This is a genomic window from Bradyrhizobium cedriense (genome assembly GCF_054602315.1).
In genome coordinates, this window is sequence record NZ_JBTSWB010000007.1 from 18,010 (window position 1) to 40,574 (window position 22,565).

The following is a 22,565-nucleotide window of genomic DNA, read 5'->3' on the forward strand; positions in this document are numbered from 1 at the left end:
GCTCAGTGCTCCACTCCGACCAGTTCCCGGAGCTCTTCGGCGTCGAATTCCTGTTCGATCAGCTTGATCGACACGACTCGCGCAAACGATGCCAGATCGGGATGAGCGAATAGATCCGAGACCGCGATCGATGTGCCGATCTCCTGCGAGACGCGGCTGAGCACCCGCACTGCGAGCAAGGAATGTCCACCAAGCTCGAAGAAGTGGTCACTGCGTCCGATCCGGTCGACACCGAGCAGCTCCGCCCAGATCCTGGCGAGTGCGCGCTCGATCTCATCCTCGGGCGCTTCATAGGAGTGACGGGGCGAAGCATCCTCACCCGGCGTCGGGAGTGCCCGCCGATCGATCTTCCCATTGGGGGTGAGCGGCAGCTGCTCCAGCACCGTCACCGTCGATGGCACCATGTAATCGGGCAGAATGGCGGACAGGGCGTCGCGCAAGGTACGGCCATCGAGCGACGGTTCACCGCTGGCATAGGCGAACAATTGCCGCCCGGTCCGGCCCTCGCCCGCCACCACGGCCGCTGCACGGACACCGCGCTGCTCGAGCAGCCGAGCCTCGATCTCGCCGAGCTCGATACGGAAACCGCGGATCTTCACCTGCTGGTCGGCACGGCCGACATATTCGATCACGCCGTCGTCCCGCCAGCGCGCGAGGTCACCGGTGCGATAGAGGCGCATGCCGCTATCGCCGAACGGATCGGGGACAAACCGTTCTGCGGTCAGTGCCGCCTGATTCAGATAGCCGCGAGCCAATCCCACCCCGCCGATGAACAGCTCGCCGGTCACGCCAATGGGAACGATATTGAGCTCGGAGTCGAGGATGTGTGCCGATCTCATACCGACGGGCCGTCCGATCGGTGCGGACTGGCCAAGCTTCAACGTCGTGTCGTCGACGATCCATGCGGTCGGCGCGATCACCGTCTCGGTCGGACCATAGGCGTTGACCAGAAGGTCGACATCGGCAGCATCACGCAGGGCCTTGATCCCGATATCCGACCAGGCCTCGCCGCCGACGATACAGGCCCTGATCGCGAGCCTCCGCTCGCTCTGGCGCAACGCCGCGCTCAATTCGTCCGCATAGGCCGGCGGAAGAAAGATCGAAGTCACCGCATGGCGCGCGATCTCCCCGACGAGATCGTCGATCAAACGGCCGGGCTTGGAGGGCAGCACGAGCGATCCGCCCGTCATCAGCGGCACCAACCATCGTTCATGGGCGATATCGAAATTGATCGACGCCGTCTGGAACTCGCGATCGCGCGACGTCATGCGGTACAGCCGGCCGATCGCTTCACAATGCATGGCAAGCGGTCCGCGCGCGACAGCCACGCCCTTCGGCTTCCCGGTCGATCCCGAGGTGTAGATGACATAGGCCAGACTGTCCGGATGGACTTCGACGTGCAGATTGCCGCTGTCGTCCCGGGTGGGCGCCAATGGCTCGTCGATGCAAAGCGCCTCAACTCCGGTTTCGCGCAGCGCAGGCGCGAGCGGCTCGAGCAGCGCGTCTTGGGTCAGAACCAACGCAGCGCCGCTGTCACGCAGCATGTAGGCCAGCCGTTCGGCCGGATAGTCCGGGTCTAGTGGGAGGTAGGCTCCACCAGCCTTCAGAACCGCGATCAGTGCGATGATCATGTCCGGGCTTCGCGGCAAGGCAATGCCGACCAGCCGATCCGCACCAAGATTGCAGAGGCGAAGCCGTCGTGCGAGCACGTTGGCACACGTGTTCAACTCGCCATAGGACATGCGCTGATCGCCCCGGACAATGGCAACGGCGGAAGGAGCTTGCGCCGCCTGCGCTTCGATATGTGTCACAACGTCGGCACAGAAGGCCGACGGCAAGCCCGCCGCGCCGCTCCATTCGAGAATCCGTCGTCCATCTTGATCAGTAGCCGATCGGAGATCACCGAGCACACGGCCCGCATTCGCTACGATCCGTTCCAGCAGATCATGCAGAATGTCGCGAAGACGCAAGACAGTCGCCTCATCGAACCGGCACCGGTCATAATTGAATTCGATGTTCAGCCTGTCGCGGGCGGCGAACACGGCAACCGCCAGCGCATAGTTCGTCGGCGTCAGATGGGCCACGCGCCCCAGCCGAGGGCCGCCCTCTCGGCCCCGGAGCAATCGCTCGTCGAACGGATAGTTCTCGAACACCAGGATGCTGTCGAACAGCGGCTGCCCTGCATGGCCTGCGAGCCGCTGAATCTCGTAGAGCGGCGTCCAGCCGTGCTCGCGCAGTGCCAGATTCTGTTCCTGCAACTGGCGCAGCCAATCGCCGACAATGGTCTGCGGGTTCGACGCATCGACAATGGGAAGCGTGTTGATGAAGAGGCCCACCATCTCCTCTGAGCCGGGCAATTCGGCCGGTCGACCCGATATGGTCACGCCGAACGAGACCGCGGATTGGCCTGAATGCCTGCGCAGCAACTGGGCCCATGCCCCCTGTACGAGCGTGTTGAGCGTCACCCGCTCGCGCTTGGCGAACGACTTCAGACGCTCGGTCAGCCCCGCCGCCACCTCAAGCCCGGTACTGGCGTGCCCGTGGGCCCCGGAGATCTTGCTGATCGCCAGCGCGTTCGCAAGCAATGTCGGCGTTTCGAGCCCTGCCAGCGCCTCGCGCCAGAACCTCTCAGCGCTTTCGCGATCGCGACCCTGCAGCCATGCAATATAGTCACGATAGCCGCCCTGCACGGCCGGCAGCGTGTCGCCGCTGACGTGCTGCAAAACCTCCGCGACCAGCCGGGCCGAGCTCCACCCATCGACGAAGATGTGATGATGGGTCCAGATCAACCAATGACGGTTGTCGTCGATACGTATCAGGCGAACGCGCTGGAGGGGCGGGCGCGAAACATCGAAGCCCCTCTCGCGGTCACGCCGGGATATCTCGCCCAGCGCGGCATCCAGATACACATTCGAGCCGTTGCGCCAGTCCTCTTCGACGAACGGCACCGTCACATGGCGATGCACCACTTGCTGCGGTACGTCCGACAGGTTTTGCCAGACGAACCCGGTCCGCAAGGCGGCATGACGGTCGCTGACCGTCTGCCAGGCGACTCGCAGCCTGCCGGCATCGACGCCAAATAGCTCCAGCCCGACCTGGTTCACATAGACGTCGTTGGCACCGTCACGCAGCGCATGGAACAGCATCCCCTGCTGCATCGGCGAGAGCGGATAGATGTCCTCAATGTTGCGAAGATCCAAGGTCGTCGCGAGCCGATCGAGGTCGGCCTGAGCAAGCTCGGCCAATGGAACATCCGACGGCGTCAGGCCAAACGCGCCGTTGCAGCAATGCGCGACCAGTTCGCGCAGCGCAGCCTCGTAATGCGCCGCCAGTCGCTCGACCGTGGCGGACCGATAGCGCTTGCGTCCATATCCGAAGGACAATTCCAGCCGGCCCTCACGCACGAGGCCCGTGATGTTCAACCATCCGCGCATCGGCGCCGCGTCACTGCGCGAAGGACCCGCGCTCTCCGGGGCGAAGGTAAAGAACTGCGTGCTGCCCATGCTGCCGTCGAACCGGCCCAGATAGTTGAAGACCATCTGCGGCTCCGCCAGCTGCGCCAGAGCGTGGCGCTGCTGTTCGGAACCGAAATGGCGCAGCACGCCAAATCCAAGCCCCCGATTCGGAATCGCACGAAGCCGCTCCTTCACCGCCTTGATCAGCGAGGCCTCGTCGACCGCATCTCTCAGTCGGACCGGGAATGCCGTCGTGAACCAGCCGACGGTACGGGATACATCAGCGTCCGGGAAAATGTCCTCGCGGCCGTGGCCTTCGAGCTCCACCGTGACCTCGTCGTGTTGACTCCACCGTGATATCGCGCGCACGAGCGCGGCCAACAGCAGGTCGTTGACCTGCGTCCGATAGGCGGCGGGCGCCTGTTCGAGCAACCGCGACGTCACTTCCGCGTCGAACACCAAGGACACTTCGCCGCCGTCACCAACGCGATCGACGCCGCCATGGTCATCGTCACATGGCAGCGACGCGCCGGCATTGCAATCAAGCCAGTGGGGTAATTCGGCCGCAATCTCCGCTGTCGCAGCATGAGCATGCAGCCGCTCGGCCCACGAGCTATAGGAATCGCTCTTCGGCGGCAGCTTGATGGGGTTGCCGCAACGTGACTGGTCGTAGGCCGACGCCAGATCTTCCAGCAGGATGCGCCAGGACACGCCATCGACGACGAGATGATGGATCGCAAGGAGTAGCCGCTGGCTGCCGTCCGCGAGGTCCATGCCGACTGCACGCAGAAGAGGTCCTGACGAAAGCCGGAGGCTCTCCTGTGCGGCGCAGGCGAGCGCGGTGATTTCCGTCGCGTCTCCGACATTCGCGTGAATCCACAACAACTCCGATGGCGCCGGTGCCGGTCCCTGCTCGGCCCGCCAGGCACCGTCCACCGGCTTGAACCGCAGGCGCAATGCATCGTGATGCATCACGATGGCCGTAAGCGCGCGCCGCAGCGTCTCCCAATCGATCCTAACTTGGGGGCGCAGCAGGATCGCCTGGTTCCAGTGATCCCGGTGGGCGATATCCTCCGCGAAGAAGCGCGCCTGGATCGGCATCAGGTGACGCATGCCAGACTCGATATCGCCCCCAGTCGGCGTCTTCGCTTCCGGCCTCTCTTTCTTCGCGGTCGTTTCCGTCGATGAGATGGCGACCGTCGCCAGACCGGCAACCGTCTGCTGGCTGAAGATCTGCTTCGGAGTCAGGCGGATGCCGCGCTTGCGCAAGCGCGCGATGATCTGCAGGCTCAGAATCGAGTCGCCGCCGAGCTCGAAGAAATTATCATTGCGGCCGATGCGCTCGCGACCGAGCACCTCGCACCAGACCGCCGCGATCGCAGCTTCAATCTCACCTGCGGGTGCGGCGTAGCCGCCCGCCGCCTCGTCTTCCGACGGCTCAGGCAACGCCCGACGATCGACTTTACCATTGGGCGTCAGAGGTAGTCGCGCCAATAGGATGATGTGCGACGGCACCATATAGTCCGGCACGATCCCAGCCAGCTGATGCTTGATCGCCTCGGCCTGCGGGCCTGCGCCGCTTTCAGGCACACAATAGGCCACCAGTTCCTGGCGTTCGGCGCTCGTCCCGATCGCACGCGGAACCACCACTGCATCATCGATCCCCGGCAGCGCCTTGATGACGCGCCCAATCTCGCCGAGTTCGATGCGATAGCCGCGCAACTTGATCTGATCGTCGGTGCGGCCGAGGAATATCAGCCGGCCAGCTCCGTCGCAGCGGACACGATCCCCGGTTCGGTAGAGCCGCTCACCCGCTTCTCCGAACGGATCCGGCACGAAGCGTTCCGCAGTCTGACCTGCCGCGCCGCGATAGCCCCGCGCCAGCCCCGCGCCGCCGACATAGAGCTCGCCGGTGACGCCTGTCGGAACTTCGTTCAGCGCGTCATCCAGGACATGGGCGCGCAGATTGGCGAGAGGCAGTCCGATCGGAATCGGATTGTCCCCCCGTTCAATCGTGCATTCGTGCGTCACCGCCCCGACGGTCGTCTCGGTGGGTCCATAGTGATTCAGAATGCGGCACTCTGGCCGCAAGCGCCGAACTTCGTCCAACAGTGCGCCATCGCAAGCCTCTCCTCCCAGGATGAGCGCGTCGCGAGGCAAAAGGTCGGCCGACCGCAAAGCCTTCAGGAGCCCTCGCAAATGGCTCGGCACGATCTTGAGAACGTCGACCTCCCCCTCGCGCATGGCCTGCGCGAACGCATCCGCGTCGAACACGGCGTCCGGAGGCAGCAGATGCAGCGTCGCGCCGGACACCAGCGCGCCGAACAGGACGGTGTGGCCGAGATCGGCCGCGATCGTCGACACCATCGCCATGTTCGCCGACGGACGCGGCTCCAGGCGTTGCTGCAGGGCCTGCACGTAATTGGCCAAGCCGCCGTGCGAGACGCTGACCCCCTTGGGCACGCCGGTCGATCCCGACGTATAGATGATGTAAGCAATCTGATCCGGGTGAATCGCCGTGACGACCGGCAGGCTCGACATCTTCTCGTCCACGGCTTCCGCCACTGCATCGAGCACCAGGCAATCGAGCCGCCGCGCTTCGGCCAGTGTCTCACCCGCCGCCAGGACGATGTCGATGCCGCCTTCCTTGAGGATTCGACGGATGCGCTCCAGTGGCCATTTCGGATCCAGGGGGACATAGGCACCGCCGGCCTTCAGCACGCCGAGCAAGGCCGTGACAAAGGCCGGCGAGCGCTCGATCCATAGCGCGACCGGCGTCTCGCGCGTCACGCCCCTCGCGATGAGGACATGCGCAACGCGGTTCGACCTGCGCGCGAGATTCGCAAAGGTCAACTGCTCCCGCCCGCACCGGATGGCTATAGCGGTCTGTCTATCGGCGCTCGATGCGCGGTGAAGGCTGATCACGTCGGTGAAGCCGAACGGCCTCTCCTGCTTTGACACGGTCTGCCGACGCTCATCGTCGATGACGAACTCCGATATTCGGCGCTCGGCATTGTCCGCGATCTGGCGCAGAATCGAACCGAACTCTGCCGCCATCCGCGCGATGGTCGGACGATCGAAAAGATCCGTGGCGTAGTTAAACGTCACCTTCATGCCGACGGCGCCATCGACGACGTCGAGCGCGAGGTCGAAATGAGAACCTGCGAGATCGATGATGTCGATTTGGGCGGAGAGCCCTTCGACGTCGGCGAATCCGCCCGGCGCCGTCATATAGTTAAATTTCGCCTGAAACAGCGGATTGTGGCCACCGCTGCGTTCGGGCCTAAGACCGTCGACCAACATGTCGAATGGAAGGTCCTGATGCGACAGTGCCTCGATCACGGATTCCTTGACCTGATGCAGCAGGTTCGGGAAGCTCGCCTCGCCCTCGACCTCTGTCCGCAGGACCAGCGTATTGACGAAACATCCGATCAGCCGCTCGAGTTGCGTGTGCCGGCGGCCCGCGATCGGCACGCCGACGCGCAGATCGTTCTGCCCGGTATAGCGATGCAACAGCACCTGATATGCACCCAGAAGCAGCATGAAGACGCTGACGCGCTGCTTTCCGGCGACCTTCCGGAGGCGGGCAGCGAGCGCCCCCTCGATCGCAAGACCAACGGTATCGCCGGCATGGCTCTGGATCGCCGGACGCGGCCGATCAAGCGGCAACGCTAGGATGGGATGAACGTCGCCAAGCTTGGCGCGCCAATAGGCAAGCTGCCGATCGCCCTCGCCTCCCGAGAGCCAATTTCGTTGCCAGGCCGCAAAGTCCGCATACTGAATCGTCGGACTCGACGATGCGCCTCCACCTTGACCGATACCGCTGCGATAGAAGGCGGCTAGCTCTTCGAGCAGGACGTCGAGCGACCAGCCATCGACGATGATGTGATGAGCCAGCAGCAGCAGTTCCTGCGCATCGTCCGCGTGCTGAAGCAGCACCGCGCGCAGCAGCGGCCCGTTCACGAGATCGAACGGCTCAGCGAGTTCGGAGCGCTTCAGTGCCTCCGCGCGCTCGGCGCGTTCCCACGCGGAATGGGACCGAAGATCCTCGTGCCGAATGTGAATGCTCATGGCGTCGTGGATGAGTTGCGATCCACGACCGTCCCTCGCGGCAAACGTGGTGCGCAGTATCTCGTGACGACGAACGACCTCGCCGAGCGCACGCGACAGAACAGCATGATCAAGCCGTCCCTTCAGACGGATAGTGCTTGCGACGGTATAGGCGGTCCCGGTGGGGTCCATGTTCCAGAGGAACCATAGCCGCTCCTGCGCATGCGACAGCATCGCGCGATCGGCCGGGGCGGCCCATGCGATCGGCGGCAACGCCGGTCCAGCACCGGCGCCGGCGAGGCCATCGATCCGGCCGGCGAAGGCTGCGAGCGTCGGTGCGTCGAAGAAGGCACGCAGTTCCACTCCCAAGTTCAAGCGATCGCGGATCGCAGCGGCGACCTGACCGGCCGTGATCGAGTTTCCGCCCAGCACGAAGAAGTCGTCCTCGCGATATGCCGCTACGACGCCAAGCGCATCGGACCAGATCGAGGCGACCGCACGCTCCGTGTCGGTCGCCGGCGCCGTCCGGGACGCCCCGCCGCGGCGACCGCCGCTCTCGAACACCATGAAGCTGTCGAGCGTGTTGTCGGCGAGGCGTGCCGCGCAGGCGGAACGCTGCAGCTTGCCGCTCGTGGTCAGCGGCATCCCTTGCGGGTTCAGCAGAACGATCGTAGCTGGATATTCCTGCGTCTGCCGCAGCACCGCTTCGCCGATCGCATGGGCGAGCGCTTCCGGATCGCTGCGCTTGAGCACGGCGCGGCTGAACTCCGCCGCCACGCCGATGGCTTCACGCCCATCCCTTTCGACCGGGAAGGCGGCAACCCGTCCAGCGCGGACGGATTCGACCTCGGCTTCCACTGCCTGCTCGACGTCCGTCGGATAGATGTTCTGCCCGCGAACGATCAGCAGGTCCTTGAGGCGACCGGCTACGACGAGCGCGCCATCGCGAATGAACCCGATGTCGCCGGTCCGCAGCCAACGTACGCCGTCCCGCTCGACAAAGGCCTGCTGCGTGGCTTCAGGATTGTTCCAGTATCCCAGCGCGACGCTGGGACCGCTGACCCAGATCTCGCCCACCTCATCCGCCTTGGCCACGGCCGAGCCGTCGACACGCATGATGCGCGTGGCGTGACCGGCAGCGGTCCGACCGCAAGCCACAAGGTCGGTGCCGGCGCTGGCGCTGGCGATGCGGCCTGCGGCGAGCTCCGCGGTGTCGAGCGAATGGCTGATAGTGTCGGCGGTGAGGTCGCCGGCCGTGACCAGCAGCGTCGCCTCGGCGAGGCCATAGCACGCCGTCAGCGCCCGTCGATCGAATCCGGCTCGCGCAAACCGGGCGCCAAACTTCTCGATAGTGGTCCGGCGGACGAACTCGGACCCCGAAAACGCGAACTTCCACCGGCTCAAGTCCAGCCGGCTGATGGTCTCATCCGAAATTCGGTCGGCGCACAGCGCGTACGCGAAGTCGGGACCGCCGCTCAAGGTGCCGCCGTAACGGTCGATGGTCTCGAGCCAGCGACGCGGCCGCTCGAGGAAATTCCGCGGCGACATCAGGACCCCGGTAGAGCCGGTGAACAACGGATTGAGAAGCCCGCCGATCAGTCCCATGTCGTGATAAAGCGGCAGCCAGCTCACAAAGACGTCGTCCGGCGTTCCGCCCGCGGCCGCTTCGATCGCACGCTCATTGGCCGCCAGATTGCCATGAGAAACACAGACGCCCTTCGGCTGCGAGGTCGATCCGGACGTGTACTGGAGGAACGCGATTGCATCGGCCGCAGGCCTCGTCTCGCGCCACCCCGCTGCGAGTTCGAGCGGGATGGCATCCACGGCGACGATTTGCACGTCGCTCAGTGCCGGCAGAGTTGCTTCGATGACATCGCGAAGGGCCGTCTCGACCAGGATGAAGCGCGGCACCGCATCCCGCAGAATGCCGTGGAGACGTCCTGCATAGCGCTCCGACCCACCCTCCGGCGGATAGGCCGGAACGGCAATTATGCCTGCATACAGGCAGGCATAGAACGCCACGGCATAATTGATGCCGCTCGGAAGCAGGATCATCGCCCGCTCGCCCGCACCGTCCGCCTGCTGCAGGAACGCGGCGAGCGCCCTGATCCGACCATCAAGCGCCGCAAACGTCAGCTCATCGGCGACGTCGTCGCCTTCCAGGAATCGCAACGCCACCTGTTCCGGCCGCAGGGCGGCATGCTCTCGCAAGCGTTCGACGAGGTTTGCTCTATCCATATTCTCGATTCCCTGTCCGGCCGCGAGCCGGAAATCCTCACCGCCCAAATGGCGAGTACCGCCGATCAGCCCTGCCGATGAGCTTCGGCCATTGCGACGATCACCTTGCGCGGCCCCTTGAAGGGCGCACGCGCGTGCGCGGTGAGCATGTTATCGAGCATCACGACGTCGCCGGCCTGCCAGGGAAAGCTGATCTTGTGCTTCTCGAGGACGGCCCGGACGATCGACAACGTCTCATCCTCGATCGGCGAACCGTCGCCGTAGACGACGTTGCGTGGCAGATCGGCTTCGTCGTCGACCACGTCGAGCAGACTCTCGCGCACCTCCGGCTCGAGATTGGAGACGTGGAAGAGATGTGCCTGGTTGAACCAGACCCAGTCCCCTGTCACCGGATGCCGCGCGGTGCCCTGACAGACCTGGCGCGTGCGGAGCTCGCCATCCTCCTTCCACTCGCAGTCGATGTCATGCCGGGCGCAGTAAGCCTCCACTTCCGACTTGGAGTCGGTGCCGAACACCTGCTGCCAATCGACATCGAGGCCGTTGCCGTAGTTCCGCACATACATCACACCCCTTTCGGCAAACCGCTCGCGAATGACCGGCGGCATGTCGCGATAGATGGCGCGGCTGTCGGCAATCGGCGTCTCCCCGCCTTCCAGCGCCGGCTGCATGCAATAGAACCAGATCTTCATCGGCCAATCGCGGGTATAAGCCTGCTCGTTGTGCAGCGGGATATGCTGGTGCGGCGGATATTCCGTGGACGTGTAGACCCCTGAGGTCACCTGCGAACGCGGCGTCGATCCAAACTCGTAGGTGAGCAGCGGATGGCCGAAATCGGCCGCGAACGCCCGAAACGCATCGGGACCGTCGAGCGAAAAATCGCGAAACACGATGCCACCACTGTCGATCAGGTGCCGATCGACGGTCTCGCGCAGCACAGGAAGTGCCTTGCCAAGCGGCTCCCCGACCTGATCTGCCCTCAGCAACAAAGGAAGGGTTCTGCCCTCAATGAGTGGTTGGACGGAGAACGCGCTCATGATCTTCGCTCCGATGCAAATCAATCGACCGACCCGATCGCCGGGCCAGCGCCGCGCCGATCCGCTCGATCAGCTCAGCCTGTTGCGTGTGAATGAAGAAGTGGTGTCCCGGCAGGATATCGAGCGCGAATGAGGCCGAGGTCTCCCGTCGCCAGGCCTCGAGCGCCTCGCGGCCGGTTTCGTCATCCGCTCCGCCAAAGACGTGCACGGGGCATGGCAGCGGACGTCGCGGCCGGTACACATAGGCCCCGCACATCAGAAAATCGGCGCGGAGCACGGGCAGCGCGGATCGCATCAGCTCTGCATTCGACAGCGCCTCGTCGGGCGTGCCCTGAAGATTGCGCAATTCCTGCCTCAGCGCCTCGTCGCTCAGTGGCTCGCGCCACCTGCTGCCGTTGCGAACCGCCGGCGCCTCTGCACCCGAGGCAAAGAGAATCGCCGGAGCAGGCGCGCCGCAATCGAGCAGGGCGTGCGCAAGCTCGAACGCGATCACCGCACCGAGGCTGTGCCCGAACAACGCGTAAGGCCCATTGAGCTGCGTGCCGAGTTCGCCAGCCAGCTGGGCTGCCAACGCGCGGGGATCTGTCGCCAGCGGCTCGTCCATCCGCGCGCCGCGTCCAGGCCATTCCACCGGCCGCACGTCGATCCATGACGGCAGAAGCCTGCGCCAACGCGCATAGAACATGGCGCTGCCGCCAGAGTAAGGCAGACAAAGAAGCCGCATCGGAAGATTTGCTCCGCCGACTAGGCCGGCTGTTGAGGCGCCGTTTCGTCCATGAACTTGCGCAAGCTGAGCGGGCGCATGTCGGTCCACACCTGTTCGATGTGGTCGAGACATTCCTTCTTGCTGCCCGTCTTGCCTACTGCCTTCCAGCCGCCCGGAATCTCCTTGAACGTCGGCCAGATGGAATATTGCTCTTCGTGATTGACGACGACGGTGAAGGTGACGTCGTCCCTGTCGAACACCATCATGGCTCGGTCCCCTCTTCGGAAAGCGAAAGCAGAGACGTTTGACTAGGTCAGAAGCAAACGATGGTCAAAGCAATATCGACGCGACTTTTTTTAAGACCTCAAAACTGGCGACGGATGGACACTATGCAACCTCTGCGCTTGCACGCCAACACACGGGAAAATATCGAGATTTCAGGACAGGCCGCAGATTGCTGCAATTCCAACTGCGCAAGCAGGAACTTTTTGGGCACGACACGATCGTGCGCTGTGCCACACGCGCAGTTCATCGCACTGTCATCAATTGCGACACGCGCGCCATTGCTGACGATAGGAGCAACAGAAAGCCGCCGCGGACAGTATCCGCGGCGGTACGCATCTGAAGCGGCTCGTCGCTCAGAAATTGAACGTCGTCGACAGGAGGTATGTACGCGGGGCACCGAGTGATACTGCGCTGCTGACCGTGCGATACGAGTTCCAATACGCTTCGTTGAACACGTTTTCGACACTGGCGCGAATGATGATCGGCTTGCCGTTCCAGGGCGACAGGAAAGTGTAACGCGCACCAAGATCGACCCGCGTCCACGCAGGAAGCTCCTGTGTGTTCGCATCGTTGGCATAACTCTCGCTCGTGTAAATGAGCCGTCCCGTCATCGTCAGCCCCGGTAGGAACGGAGTGTCCCACTCGGCGCCCAGATTGAGGTTGACCGCCGACACGCCGACAGGGATCTTTCCGTTGTAGTTGACAACAATCGATCCAACCGAGACTGCCTGCCTAACCACTTCTCCGTCGATGAAGGTTACGCCACCCAGCACCCGGAATGTCGGCGTCACCTCACCGAAGGTGAACAGTTCCACGCCTTTATTGCGCTGCTCGCCGCCAAGTCGCCTCGCAGGAAGGGTTTGCCCCGGTACTGCGACCGAGATGATGTTAGGACTGGTGATGTCGAATACGCTCGCCGTAAAGCCGATGCGGCCCATATCGACCTTCATGCCGACTTCCTTCTGCTTGGTCTGAGCAGGAGGAATGATCTCGCCAACGTTCGAGTACGATGTCGTTCCGACTACAACTTCCGGCGCCTTGAGGCCTTCGATGTAGTTTGCGTAAAGCGAGATATTCTCCACGGGCTTGACGATTACTGCATAGCCGGGACTCCAGGTCGGAACGTCAACGCTCGACTTGACAGAGGTGAGCAAGTTCACGCTGTCTACAACAGCTGTCTGCCGCCTCGCCCCAATCACGAACTGAAGCCTGTTGTCGAACATCGACATCGTGTCAGCAACACCGACGCTGGTGAGCTTTGTCCGCGTTTCCAGATTCTGGGCGACTAGAGCGAAGTTCGGGTAAGGGAGCGGCAGCGGATTGTACAGATTCGAATTGACTACCCCACCTGACCTGCCGAACGAGCTGTAGTCGCGCTCGAAAGCCGAGTAGTTAACGGTCAGCAGGTGATTGATCGGGCCGGTGTCCACCGAGGCGCGCAGCCCCACCTCACCGGCATAGTTGTCATATACATCGCGCCCATTGAAGGCAGTGGCAGTCCAGTTGCCGTTCGCGCTCGTGATTCGCGGTGAAGCGTAGATGTAGTCGACCTCACTCTTGTGATATCCGGCCGCACCATACGCAGTTATCGAGTCAGTGAGATCAACTTCACCGCGCGTCATGGCGAATGCATCCCTTGGCTTCCATGTTGCCCAGTCCGGCATGTAATTGGAGCCGGGCTTCGGAAGGGCCGGAACCGGAATGGTGCTGGCGAAAGGAGGACTGCTCGTAAGAGTCAAGAACCGCAACGGCGGCTTCAAATTTTCAGCCTGGTAACCGATATCTGTTGAGAAACGGACACGCTCGCCGCGATAATCCAGATTGAGCACAGCGTTGCCGAAGTGATCGGTTTGCCGGTCGTAAGCGGTCGATCCGCCACGCGCCTCGCCATTGAACCGAACTCCCCATTCCTTATGTTCGCCGTATCGTCGGCTCACGTCCGTCTGCAGTCCGAATTGGGATCTGGATATATAGAGTGCAGTCAGTTGCGTGATGTCGTAGTCGGGCGCGCGCTTCGTCACCAAGTTGATACTGCCGCCATTAGCACCCGCAGGCGGCATACCGCTGAGAAGCACACCCGGCCCCTTCAGAACTTCGACGCGCTCGAGAAAACTAGCCGACGTTGAATAGAAAGGCGCCATTCCATAGAGGCCGTTCATGGCGTAATCGCCACTGTCGTGGTAGAAGCCTCTGATGTAAACACCATCGATGCCGTTGCCCGCGGGCGTCTTCGTCCTAACCGAGGGATCGTTGAAAAGGACGTCGCCGACCGTCCGCGCTTGCTGATTCTTAATCAACTCGGCCGTATAGCTCGTTTGGTTGAACGGCGTATTCATCACGCCGCGATTGCCGAGAAAACCGAGACTTCCGCCGGTTGCGACCTGGCCGCCTGCATAGGCGGGCGGTACGGTGCCGATCGTGCCGGTCGACGGCACGACATAGGGAACGGGCGCGGCCTGGCGCGGAGCCGCCGCGGCGACTGATCTCTGTCCCCGCGATCCGCGCGACGACTGGGATCGTTGAGCCGACTGCCGAACTCTCGGCTTGGGAGCATCGACCGTCACCGGCGGCAGATTCGTTTGCGCAAATGCATGCTGAAAGTCACCCGACGATTCCAGCGACAGCGCCAGATAGCTCACCGCGCCCAGCGATAGCGTACGCACAACTTTCCCAATAGAGAGTTCACGCGTCATTCCTGCACCCCAATTCCACTACAGGTCCCCACGCTTCCTAACATACGCGGGTGCGCCGAGAAGGGATCGGGACCTAGAAGTTATCTAAGGTTGTACGGGAAACCGTCGCGATTGGAGGATCGATGCCGGCCTCGAATGACGTTGTTCAATCTTTGAATGGTTCTATTTTCTAATCGTTCTAATCTCGATCCGGATTCAGCATCTCGGCAAAACTCCGTTTCTCCTTCTCGAATTCGCGATCTATTCGAGCAGGTTGCGTATCGCCCGCATGAATGTTCCTGCGCCAATTCCTATCAGCTCGTCTGCACAGTCATCGTTCCATCCATGCAGACTCGGATGCTTCTCGCCCATCCCAAAAAGAGAACCGCCGCGTTGGATCGCGCACCGAAGCGCCCGAAGTCCGCAGAGCCGCGCAGCGGAAGACGTTGCGCAGAATGTCGCACCCTTCGGAATCGAGTGCGCACCTAAGATGGGCGATAGCGTCGGAGTCATTTGCAGTGATGAAACCCGCCGCGACAGGCGATACCCGCCGGCGGCTGTCATGTCTTGCAACGAGGGGACAGATCGCCGAGCAAACAGAAGTCCCTGCTGCGATTCTGGAGAACGCGCCTGCCCCGCGGCGAGGCGAACATTCGGCCGCTGGAGGGTAGCCAGCAAGCGGCGACCAACCAAACTTTCTGGAGACAGTGGACAAGCAGTGCGGAGGAGAGAATGTCAGTCAATCTTGGCCAAAGATGAGTATTTTGTTCGCCTCCTAACGGCCGCCCACCGTTTGAGCTGCGGTAGCCGTGGGCGAGCCCGACGTCATGTCGCTGGACTGGCGGGACCGGAACATGGGCGCGTCGGCGGCCGTAATCCGCACTTGGACGTCCTTCGGCTTCGCTTGATACGGCGATGACGTGACCAGGACATCGGCGCCGGCCTCGGCATAGGCTGCCGCGTTCGCCGCATCGACGCCACCGGCAGCCGCAATGATCGGACGAGCGCGCGTATAGGCCATGGACGCGATGCGCTTGACCAGCGCGGCGATCTCGACCGGCAAAAACTTCTCGGCCTGGATCACATCGAAACCGGCGACGGCCGCGGCAAGCGCGGCGTCGGCTGTCTCTACTTCGATCACGAGCTTCTTCTCCGGTGCCGCGCGGCGCAGGCGCTCGACCGCCTGAAACAGCGGCAGCTCACCGAGAAAGGCACGGTGCTCAGGAAAGACGAGCACCGTCTCCGAGAGGCCGAGTCGGTGCATCACGGCGCCGCCCGCCTTGATTGCCGCGACCGCAAAGCGCTTGGTACCCGGCACGTTCTTGCGCGTGCAGGCGACCGGAATCTGCGGCGCGACCGCATTCGCTGCATCGACGATGGCGCGCGCCTCGCTGGCGACGCCCGACCAGATTTCGATCAAGGTCTGCGCGACCTTCCCACTCCTCAGCAGGCTTGCAGCCGAACCGCGCGCCTGAAGAATCGGCGCGCCCTGCTCCAGCGTAGCGCCGGATGCGGCGAACAGTTCCACCTCGCAGCCGGCGAGCGCGACGATCGCGGCGGCCTCCTCGGCGAGCGCCAGGACCATCGGCGCACGCGCGGCGAACTGCATCACGCCGATGGCACCGCCGATCCCAAGCGCCTCTGTGGTGAGATCGCCATACGGGACGTCGTCCTCCAGCAGGCGTTCGAGTTCGGCGCGCGATGCAACAGTTGTCATGTCGTGCTTCCCTTCATTGGTGTCGGCTTGCCAACGACGTTGTCGTGAATCCGACAAGGATCATCGGTCCCGCCGCCGCAAGAGGCGGGAAGCCCCCTCTTTTGATTCCATTCCTGCAAGGCGCACACCAGACTGCGACCGCTTATCCGGCACGCAGATTGCTGGGATGCTTCTGGCCGGCGCCTTGCAGCAATCGGGCTGCGCTGGAGCAATTGCCGGTTGCTGGAGATCCTCATGAAGCTGCTTCGCTCGATCGCCATTGTTGCAGGATCGTTGCTCGCATGCGCATCGGCGCAGGCGGCGCAGACCAACGTCGCCGTGGCCGCCAACTTCACCGATGCCGCCAAGGAGATCGCCGCCCTCTTCAAGCAGAAGACCGGGCACGAGTCGCGCTCAACTTGTCGGCATTGCTGCAAAAAGATTCCGTCGCACTTGCACGCTTTGTCATCCACTCCGCGGAATTTGACGTCGGAATGTGCGACACGCCCAGGATCGCAATCGCGGCATTGATCCAGCGCAAACGCGCGACGATTTTTCCGTGACGGGCCGCGGCGCCTCCGATCACACGTGTTGCCCTCCGTTGATCGGTACTTCCGCACCTGTGACGTAGCTTGCCGCATCCGAGCACAAGAAGAAGATTACCTTCGCGACCTCATCGGGCGTGCCGACCCGATGCAACGGGATGACCGGCGCGAGCCGGGCCTCGGTCTCCGGCGACAGGATGTCGGTCTTGATCTCGCCTGGCGCGATGGCGTTAACGCGAATTCCGAATGGCGCATAGTCGTGCGCCATCTCGCGGGTCAGGCACGCGAGCGCCGCCTTCGACGTCGCATAAGCCGTGCCGGCAAACGGATGCACCCGGGAGCCCACGATCGAGGTGACGTTGACGATCGCGCCGGCTGCTCGCTTCAGCTCGTCGACGAGACCCTGCGCGAACAGGATCGGCGCGAGCAGGTTGACGTGAAACACGCTCATCCAGGTATCGACCGGCGTCGTCAACGAGTTCAGCCGGGTGCCGTCGGCCGCCTTGGGTGAAATGCCGGCATTGTTGATCAATGCATGCAGCGGCCCGCCGTGGAGCCGTTCCTTGATCTCGGCGACCGCCCGCGGCAGCGTGCGATGGTCGCTCAGTTCGACCTGCACATGGTTGTCCGTCCCTGAATCCCAGGGACACCGATCGCCGTCGAACGGCTGCCGGGAACAAGTAATGATCCGCCAGCCGGCTTCCGAAAACAGCTTTCCCGTCGCATGACCGATGCCTCGAGACGCACCGGTCAGCACCAGCGTCTTCTGCTCGCCATGTTGCGCGCGCGACCTATCGCCGTGAAATGGACACGCCGCAGCATCCGGCGCCGACGTGCCACTCTGTGCATCATCGCGGTCCAGCAGATCGAGTATCACCCAGAGCTCCTCCACCGCGCCCCGCGGGGCAATACGATGACAACAGGATCAACTTTGCAGGATTTAGGCCACACGCTGCCAGCCAATCGCTGCAGTTTTCGTGGCCGGATGTCAGCTTCGCGACACGTTGAAAGGTTTGCAACAGTCAGGCGTGACGTTTCGGACCAAATGCGGCCGTCTCGGCACATCTCTTCTTCCTCAATGTTGGCCAGCAGTTGAGACCTACTTTTCATTCATTCCAAATGGCCCGGCTCTTGCTCTTTCGGTGGCAAGTGCGATTGCACCTTGCTGCATCTCTGCAACGTGGTTCGAAATGCCCCAGCCAAACGACCACCGCCTCTTTGCCGTCATCCTCGGGACCAACGAGATCGCGTCTGCGATCGGCATCCGGCTCGTGCGTTCTGGTTATTGCGCGGTGCTGTCGCACGATCCCGACCCGCCGGTGATCCGCCGCAAGATGGCCTTTCACGACGCCCTGTTCACCGACACCGCTCAGCTCGAGGACATCGTTGCCGAACGCGTGGACGATGGCATGCAGGTCTACCAGGCCCTGCGCACGCCGGCTCGGGTGTTCGTGACCTGGCTCGGCTTGCTCGACCTGCTGCCAGTTCGCCAGATCGACCTCCTGATCGATGCGCGCCTTCAGAAGAGCCGGATCACACCCGACCTCCGACAACTCGCCCGATTGACCATAGGACTTGGCCCCGGTTTCTCCTCGAGCTTCAATTGCGATGTCGCAGTAGAGACCCGTCCCGGCAAGATCGGGCTCGTCACCGGCAAGCACTGGACCGACGCCGCCGACGGCATGGCGAGCTCCCTTGGTGAGGTCGGCGCGGAACGCTTTGCCTATTCTCCGCTTGCCGGCCGCTGGCGCACCCCCGTCGAGATCGGCACGCGCGTGTACCGCGATCTCGTGCTCGGCCATCTCTCGGGCATTCCCGTGGTCGCGCCCCGGGACGGAATCCTGCGCGGCATCGCCCGCGATGGGAGCGAAGTCCCGGCCGGCGTCAAATTGCTGGAGATCGACCCGCGTGGGCGCGACGCCCAGTGGACCGGAACGGACGACCGCGGGCGCGCCATTGCCAACGCGACCGCTGCCGCCGTCAAGCTGCACACCGGACGACACATCACACAGTGGAATCCGGTATGATCGTCTGTTCCTGCAATGTCATCAGCGATCACGACATCAGGGATGTCGCATCGGCCGATGGCGAGCTTTGCTCGGCTGCGCAGGTCTACGGCTGCCTCGGCTGCACCGTCCGGTGCGGACTATGCTCCCATTCCGTGAAGCGGATTCTCGACGAGCGATCAGCCCGTCGCACACGACTTTTGAGCATGTTGGATCCATAGCGATCCGCGCCCGGCGAAAGAGGACTTGATCCAGGGTCGGCTGCGAGGAGGATCTTTGACGCGGGAGCCTGCTGCACTGCGAAAGCGCTCGCGCCGCAACATTCAAAATGAGACTGCCAGTCAAGCCGGACCAGGCGCCGATGCGTGCGCCGCATTCGACTTCGGATAGCTTCCCTCGAAAGCCGCGGGCTTCGACAGCCACGGGCATCGCGCAGTTCCGCGCGGCAACAAGGCGACGACAAAGGGGAGAAGCAAATGTTGAAATGCAGCGTGGGACTGCTCGCATTGAGCAGCCTGTTTCTTTCGGGCGCGGCGATCGCTCAGGAAAAGATCAAGGTAGGCGTGACGGCAACGCTCGAAGGCACATACACCGTCCTCGGCGAGGACGGCATGCGCGGTCATCAGACGGCTCTCAACGTGCTCGGCAAGAAGATCGGCGACAAGGAACTCGAGTTCATCGTCGCCTCGACCGACGCGACGCCGGACTCCGCCGTGCGCGCCGTGCGCAAGCTGATCGAGCAGGACAAGGTGCAGATCCTGCTGTCGCCGCTCTCCGGCGATGAAGGCATCGCGGTGAAGAACTTTGCGAAAACCCATCCCGAGCTGACCTTCATCAACGCGGCGTCCGGCGCTCAGGAAACGACCTACGTCGATCCTGCCCCAAACTTCTTCCGCTACAACATGGACGGCGCGCAGTGGCAGGTCGGCCTCGGCAAATATGCCTATGAACAGAAGAAGTATCGCAAGATCGCGACCGTCGGCGAGGACTATTCCTTCATCTACACCCAGGTGTTCGGCCTCGTGCTCGAGTTCTGCGGCGCCGGCGGACAGGTCACCAACCGGCAATGGGTGCCACTCGGCACCAAGGACTTCGCCTCGGTCATCGCCGCCCTGCCCGACGACGTCGATGCGATCTATCTCGGCCTCGGCGGCGCCGACGCCGTCAATTTCCTCAACCAGTACCAGCAGGCCGGCGGCAAGGCGCATCTGATGGGCGGGTCCATCATGATCGACCAGACCATCCTCTCGTCCAAGGGCAACGCCAAGAACGCGCTGATCGGAACCATCGCGGCGAGCGGCCAGGCCGATACCTGGGAGGATCCAGGCTGGCAGAAGTTCGTAAAGGCCTATCAGGACGCCTTCCCGCCCAACAAGCGCTTCCCTAGCCCTTCGCTGCTGGCCACCAATTACTATGATTCAACCATGGCGCTGATCCTCGCGCTCCGCCAGGTCAATGGCGACCTCTCCAACAACCAGGCAAAATTCAAGGAGGCTCTGGCCAAGATCGAGCTCGATGCGCCGAACGGCAAGATCAAGCTCGACTCCAACCGCCAGGCAATCGGCACCAACTTCGTTACCGAAGTGGTCGACGACGGCAAGGGCGCCCTGTTCAGCAAGGTTGTGAAGGTGATTCCGAACGTGAACCAGACGCTCGGCTACGATCCGGCGGTGTTCGCCAAGATCGGCCTGCCGAGCCGGACCGTGCCGGAATGTAAGAAGTACTGACGCATCATGCCGGCAACACGCAACCGGGGAGCGACTCGCTGACGCGGGCGCTCTCCCTTGCAATCTCTTCCCGGTTGTTGAACGCTGGCTGAAAAGACAAGAACATTCGGGAGGGGAAGGCATGAGCCGCGCGCTCGCCGTCTTCCATGGCCGGTTCGGTCGGGCGACGGTTTATCAGTTGAACCGCCCTTTCAATATCCACGCCCATCGCGAAGGTCATCTGATCTTCCATGTCGGCGGGATGTCGGCATGCATCGATGTCTCCAACGGACATTATGATCTCACCGAATCGTCCGTTGTCGCCGTCAATCCCTGGGAGCCGCATAACTTCCTGCCTTCCGATCTTGATGGCGGCGCGATCTTCTTCGTGCTGTACGTCAATGCCGAATGGTTTGCGCCCGATGCCTCCGGCAACGACCGGCTGCGTTTCGGCCGCACTCAGTTCAAGCGAACCGCAGCGCTCGACAAGCACATCCGGCGGACCGCGGCGCTGGTATGCGGCGCACCATCGCTCTCCAGCCTCGATTCCGAGCTGCGGCGCCTGATCGATCTCTGCTACGATGAAAGCTGGCAACAGGCCGAGACCGCACGCGATGCGCGCGCCGGCGGCGCGGTGACCGACTTCCGCGTCCGCAAATGCATACGGATGATGTCGGAGAGTCCGGGAGCCGAGATGGAGCTCGACACGATCGCGCGGGAATCCGGCCTGTCGCGACCGCATTTCTACCGTCTGTTTCGCACCCAGACCGGCGTTACGCCGAACCTCTATCTCAACACCCTGATCATGGAACAGGCGCTCGAAGCGCTGGTGGCCAGCGAGGCGCCGATCGCCGATATCGGCTTCGATCTCGGCTTCTCCTCTCAGAGCGGGTTCACCCGTTTCTTCGCCGCCAATGTGGGCATGGCCCCGACCGATTATCGTCGCGCAGCCAAGGTTTTGCGCGCCTGACCGCTGCACGAAAAGATACTCACGATCAAACGTCGCCCTCGGCGCTCGACTAGGATGTGGCCAACGCGATCCCGAGATGATCGCGACCGACGGGAGCGCACGTCCATGGTGAGGCCTGCAGCCGCTGCAAGGCTGTCCGACCTGCATTCAGAGAATCTTCGGCCCGTCGTCCGGTTTAGCGGACGGCGCACATGAGCCGTTTTGTCGAACGCCATCCGGCTTGGGCCCTGATCGCGATCATTGCCGTTGCGATCTTGCTCTGGCTGATCTTCGCAGTCTGGCCACCCGGCCTCGAAGAGGCGATCGGCCGCAAGCGCGTCTTCCTCAACGCAGTCTTCAACGGCATCACGCTCGGAGGCCTCTACTTCCTCGTCGCCAGCGGTTTCACGCTGATCTTCGGCCTGATGCGCAACGTCAACCTTGCCCACGGCTCGCTCTATCTGTTTGGCGGCTATGTCGGCTACGCAATCAGCGCCGCGACGGGCTCCTGGATCCTCAGCTTCATCGTCGCTTTCATCCTGACCGCCATGGTGGGTGTCCTGCTTCAGGTTCTGGTGTTCCGCCGGATGGAGGGACAGGATCTCAGGCAGACCATGGTGACGATCGGGCTTTCGATTGTCTTCGCCGACCTCATGTTGTGGGCCTGCGGCGGCAACTTCTATCAGATCCAGACGCCGAACTGGCTAATCGGCCCCGTGGAGCTGCCGCTGATCACCGCGATCAAGTCTTCCGGCGAGCCGGTCTATCTCAGATATCCCTCGGTACGGCTCGTGATCTTCGCGGCGTCAGTGGTCATCGGCGTGGCGATGTGGCTCGCGCTCAACCGCACCCGGATCGGCATGATCATCCGCGCCGGCGTCGACGATCGCGATATCCTCGCTGCAACCGGCGTGCGCATTCAGCTCGTCTTCGTGCTGGTGTTCGCCTTCGGCGCGGGGCTTGCGGGCATCGCCGGCGTCGTCGGCGGCACCTTCCAGTCGTTGTCGCCGGGCGAAGACATCCGCTTCCTGCTGGCCTCGCTCGTCGTCGTGATCGTCGGCGGCATGGGCTCGATCCCCGGCGCTGCGCTCGGGGCGCTCATCATCGGTCTCGCCGAACAGCTCGGCTCGGTCTACATCCCGACCTACGCCATCGTCGTGACCTTCCTGATCATGGTGCTGGTGCTGGCCATCCGGCCGCAAGGCCTATTGGCGAGGCGCTGA

Annotated in this window: 12 protein-coding genes and 1 pseudogene; 6 read left to right on the forward strand and 7 right to left on the reverse strand. The window is 63.0% G+C overall.

The window, feature by feature from the left end:
- Nucleotides 1-2 precede the first annotated feature (2 nt).
- The 6 genes from ACYCVF_RS25645 to modD form a co-directional block, all read right to left on the reverse strand.
- Nucleotides 3-9,743 carry an amino acid adenylation domain-containing protein gene (locus ACYCVF_RS25645; RefSeq protein WP_459600958.1) on the reverse strand — a complete coding sequence of 3,247 codons (9,741 nt, stop codon included), beginning with the start codon at nucleotides 9,741-9,743 and terminating at the stop codon, nucleotides 3-5.
- 65 nt (nucleotides 9,744-9,808) lie between these two features.
- On the reverse strand, nucleotides 9,809-10,777 hold the full coding sequence (locus tag ACYCVF_RS25650) for a TauD/TfdA family dioxygenase (RefSeq protein ID WP_459600960.1): 969 nt from the start codon (nucleotides 10,775-10,777) through the stop codon (nucleotides 9,809-9,811).
- On the reverse strand, nucleotides 10,746-11,501 hold the full coding sequence (locus ACYCVF_RS25655; protein ID WP_459600962.1) for a thioesterase II family protein: 756 nt from the start codon (nucleotides 11,499-11,501) through the stop codon (nucleotides 10,746-10,748). Before ACYCVF_RS25655 ends, ACYCVF_RS25650 begins: the two co-directional genes overlap by 32 nt.
- A 20-nt stretch (nucleotides 11,502-11,521) precedes the next feature.
- Nucleotides 11,522-11,749, reverse strand: coding sequence for an MbtH family protein (locus ACYCVF_RS25660; protein ID WP_459600964.1), 228 nt, complete (start codon nucleotides 11,747-11,749; stop codon nucleotides 11,522-11,524).
- A gap of 372 nt (nucleotides 11,750-12,121) precedes the next feature.
- On the reverse strand, nucleotides 12,122-14,461 hold the full coding sequence (locus ACYCVF_RS25665) for a TonB-dependent receptor (RefSeq protein WP_459606672.1): 2,340 nt from the start codon (nucleotides 14,459-14,461) through the stop codon (nucleotides 12,122-12,124).
- A 754-nt stretch (nucleotides 14,462-15,215) separates the two neighbouring features.
- On the reverse strand, nucleotides 15,216-16,157 hold the full coding sequence (gene modD / locus ACYCVF_RS25670) for a ModD protein (RefSeq protein ID WP_459606673.1): 942 nt from the start codon (nucleotides 16,155-16,157) through the stop codon (nucleotides 15,216-15,218).
- Between the two features lie 234 nt (nucleotides 16,158-16,391).
- Between modD and ACYCVF_RS25675 the strand changes: the two are divergent.
- Nucleotides 16,392-16,544: pseudogene (locus ACYCVF_RS25675) on the forward strand (molybdate ABC transporter substrate-binding protein); the annotation flags it as partial.
- A 174-nt stretch (nucleotides 16,545-16,718) separates the two neighbouring features.
- Here the strand turns inward: ACYCVF_RS25675 and ACYCVF_RS25680 are convergent.
- Entirely contained in the window at nucleotides 16,719-17,558 is an 840-nt protein-coding gene (locus ACYCVF_RS25680) for an SDR family NAD(P)-dependent oxidoreductase (RefSeq protein ID WP_459600978.1), read from the reverse strand.
- A gap of 313 nt (nucleotides 17,559-17,871) precedes the next feature.
- On the opposite strand from ACYCVF_RS25680, the gene ACYCVF_RS25685 reads away from it, so the two are divergent.
- The 5 genes from ACYCVF_RS25685 (at nucleotide 17,872) to ACYCVF_RS25705 (ending at nucleotide 22,565) form a co-directional block, all read left to right on the forward strand.
- On the forward strand, nucleotides 17,872-18,708 hold the full coding sequence (locus ACYCVF_RS25685; RefSeq protein WP_459600980.1) for a xanthine dehydrogenase: 837 nt from the start codon (nucleotides 17,872-17,874) through the stop codon (nucleotides 18,706-18,708).
- Nucleotides 18,705-18,908 (forward strand): (2Fe-2S)-binding protein, encoded by a 204-nt coding sequence (locus ACYCVF_RS25690; RefSeq protein WP_459600982.1) that lies wholly within the window; start codon nucleotides 18,705-18,707, stop codon nucleotides 18,906-18,908. Before ACYCVF_RS25685 ends, ACYCVF_RS25690 begins: the two co-directional genes overlap by 4 nt.
- A 255-nt stretch (nucleotides 18,909-19,163) precedes the next feature.
- Entirely contained in the window at nucleotides 19,164-20,414 is a 1,251-nt protein-coding gene (locus tag ACYCVF_RS25695) for an ABC transporter substrate-binding protein (protein WP_459600984.1), read from the forward strand.
- 121 nt (nucleotides 20,415-20,535) lie between these two features.
- Nucleotides 20,536-21,363, forward strand: coding sequence for a helix-turn-helix domain-containing protein (locus tag ACYCVF_RS25700; protein ID WP_459600986.1), 828 nt, complete (start codon nucleotides 20,536-20,538; stop codon nucleotides 21,361-21,363).
- A gap of 191 nt (nucleotides 21,364-21,554) precedes the next feature.
- Entirely contained in the window at nucleotides 21,555-22,565 is a 1,011-nt protein-coding gene (locus ACYCVF_RS25705; RefSeq protein WP_459600988.1) for a branched-chain amino acid ABC transporter permease, read from the forward strand.

What these genes read in the sequence shown, in the direction of transcription:
- ACYCVF_RS25645 (WP_459600958.1), bottom strand. Translation starts at nt 9,743, where the DNA reads ATGGATAGAGCAAACCTCGTCGAACGCTTGCGAGAGCATGCCGCCCTG.
- ACYCVF_RS25650 (WP_459600960.1), bottom strand. Translation starts at nt 10,777, where the DNA reads ATGAGCGCGTTCTCCGTCCAACCACTCATTGAGGGCAGAACCCTTCCT.
- ACYCVF_RS25655 (WP_459600962.1), bottom strand. Translation starts at nt 11,501, where the DNA reads ATGCGGCTTCTTTGTCTGCCTTACTCTGGCGGCAGCGCCATGTTCTAT.
- ACYCVF_RS25660 (WP_459600964.1), bottom strand. Translation starts at nt 11,749, where the DNA reads ATGATGGTGTTCGACAGGGACGACGTCACCTTCACCGTCGTCGTCAAT.
- ACYCVF_RS25665 (WP_459606672.1), bottom strand. Translation starts at nt 14,461, where the DNA reads ATGACGCGTGAACTCTCTATTGGGAAAGTTGTGCGTACGCTATCGCTG.
- modD (WP_459606673.1), bottom strand. Translation starts at nt 16,157, where the DNA reads ATGACAACTGTTGCATCGCGCGCCGAACTCGAACGCCTGCTGGAGGAC.
- ACYCVF_RS25685 (WP_459600980.1), top strand. Translation starts at nt 17,872, where the DNA reads ATGCCCCAGCCAAACGACCACCGCCTCTTTGCCGTCATCCTCGGGACC.
- ACYCVF_RS25690 (WP_459600982.1), top strand. Translation starts at nt 18,705, where the DNA reads ATGATCGTCTGTTCCTGCAATGTCATCAGCGATCACGACATCAGGGAT.
- ACYCVF_RS25695 (WP_459600984.1), top strand. Translation starts at nt 19,164, where the DNA reads ATGTTGAAATGCAGCGTGGGACTGCTCGCATTGAGCAGCCTGTTTCTT.
- ACYCVF_RS25700 (WP_459600986.1), top strand. Translation starts at nt 20,536, where the DNA reads ATGAGCCGCGCGCTCGCCGTCTTCCATGGCCGGTTCGGTCGGGCGACG.
- ACYCVF_RS25705 (WP_459600988.1), top strand. Translation starts at nt 21,555, where the DNA reads ATGAGCCGTTTTGTCGAACGCCATCCGGCTTGGGCCCTGATCGCGATC.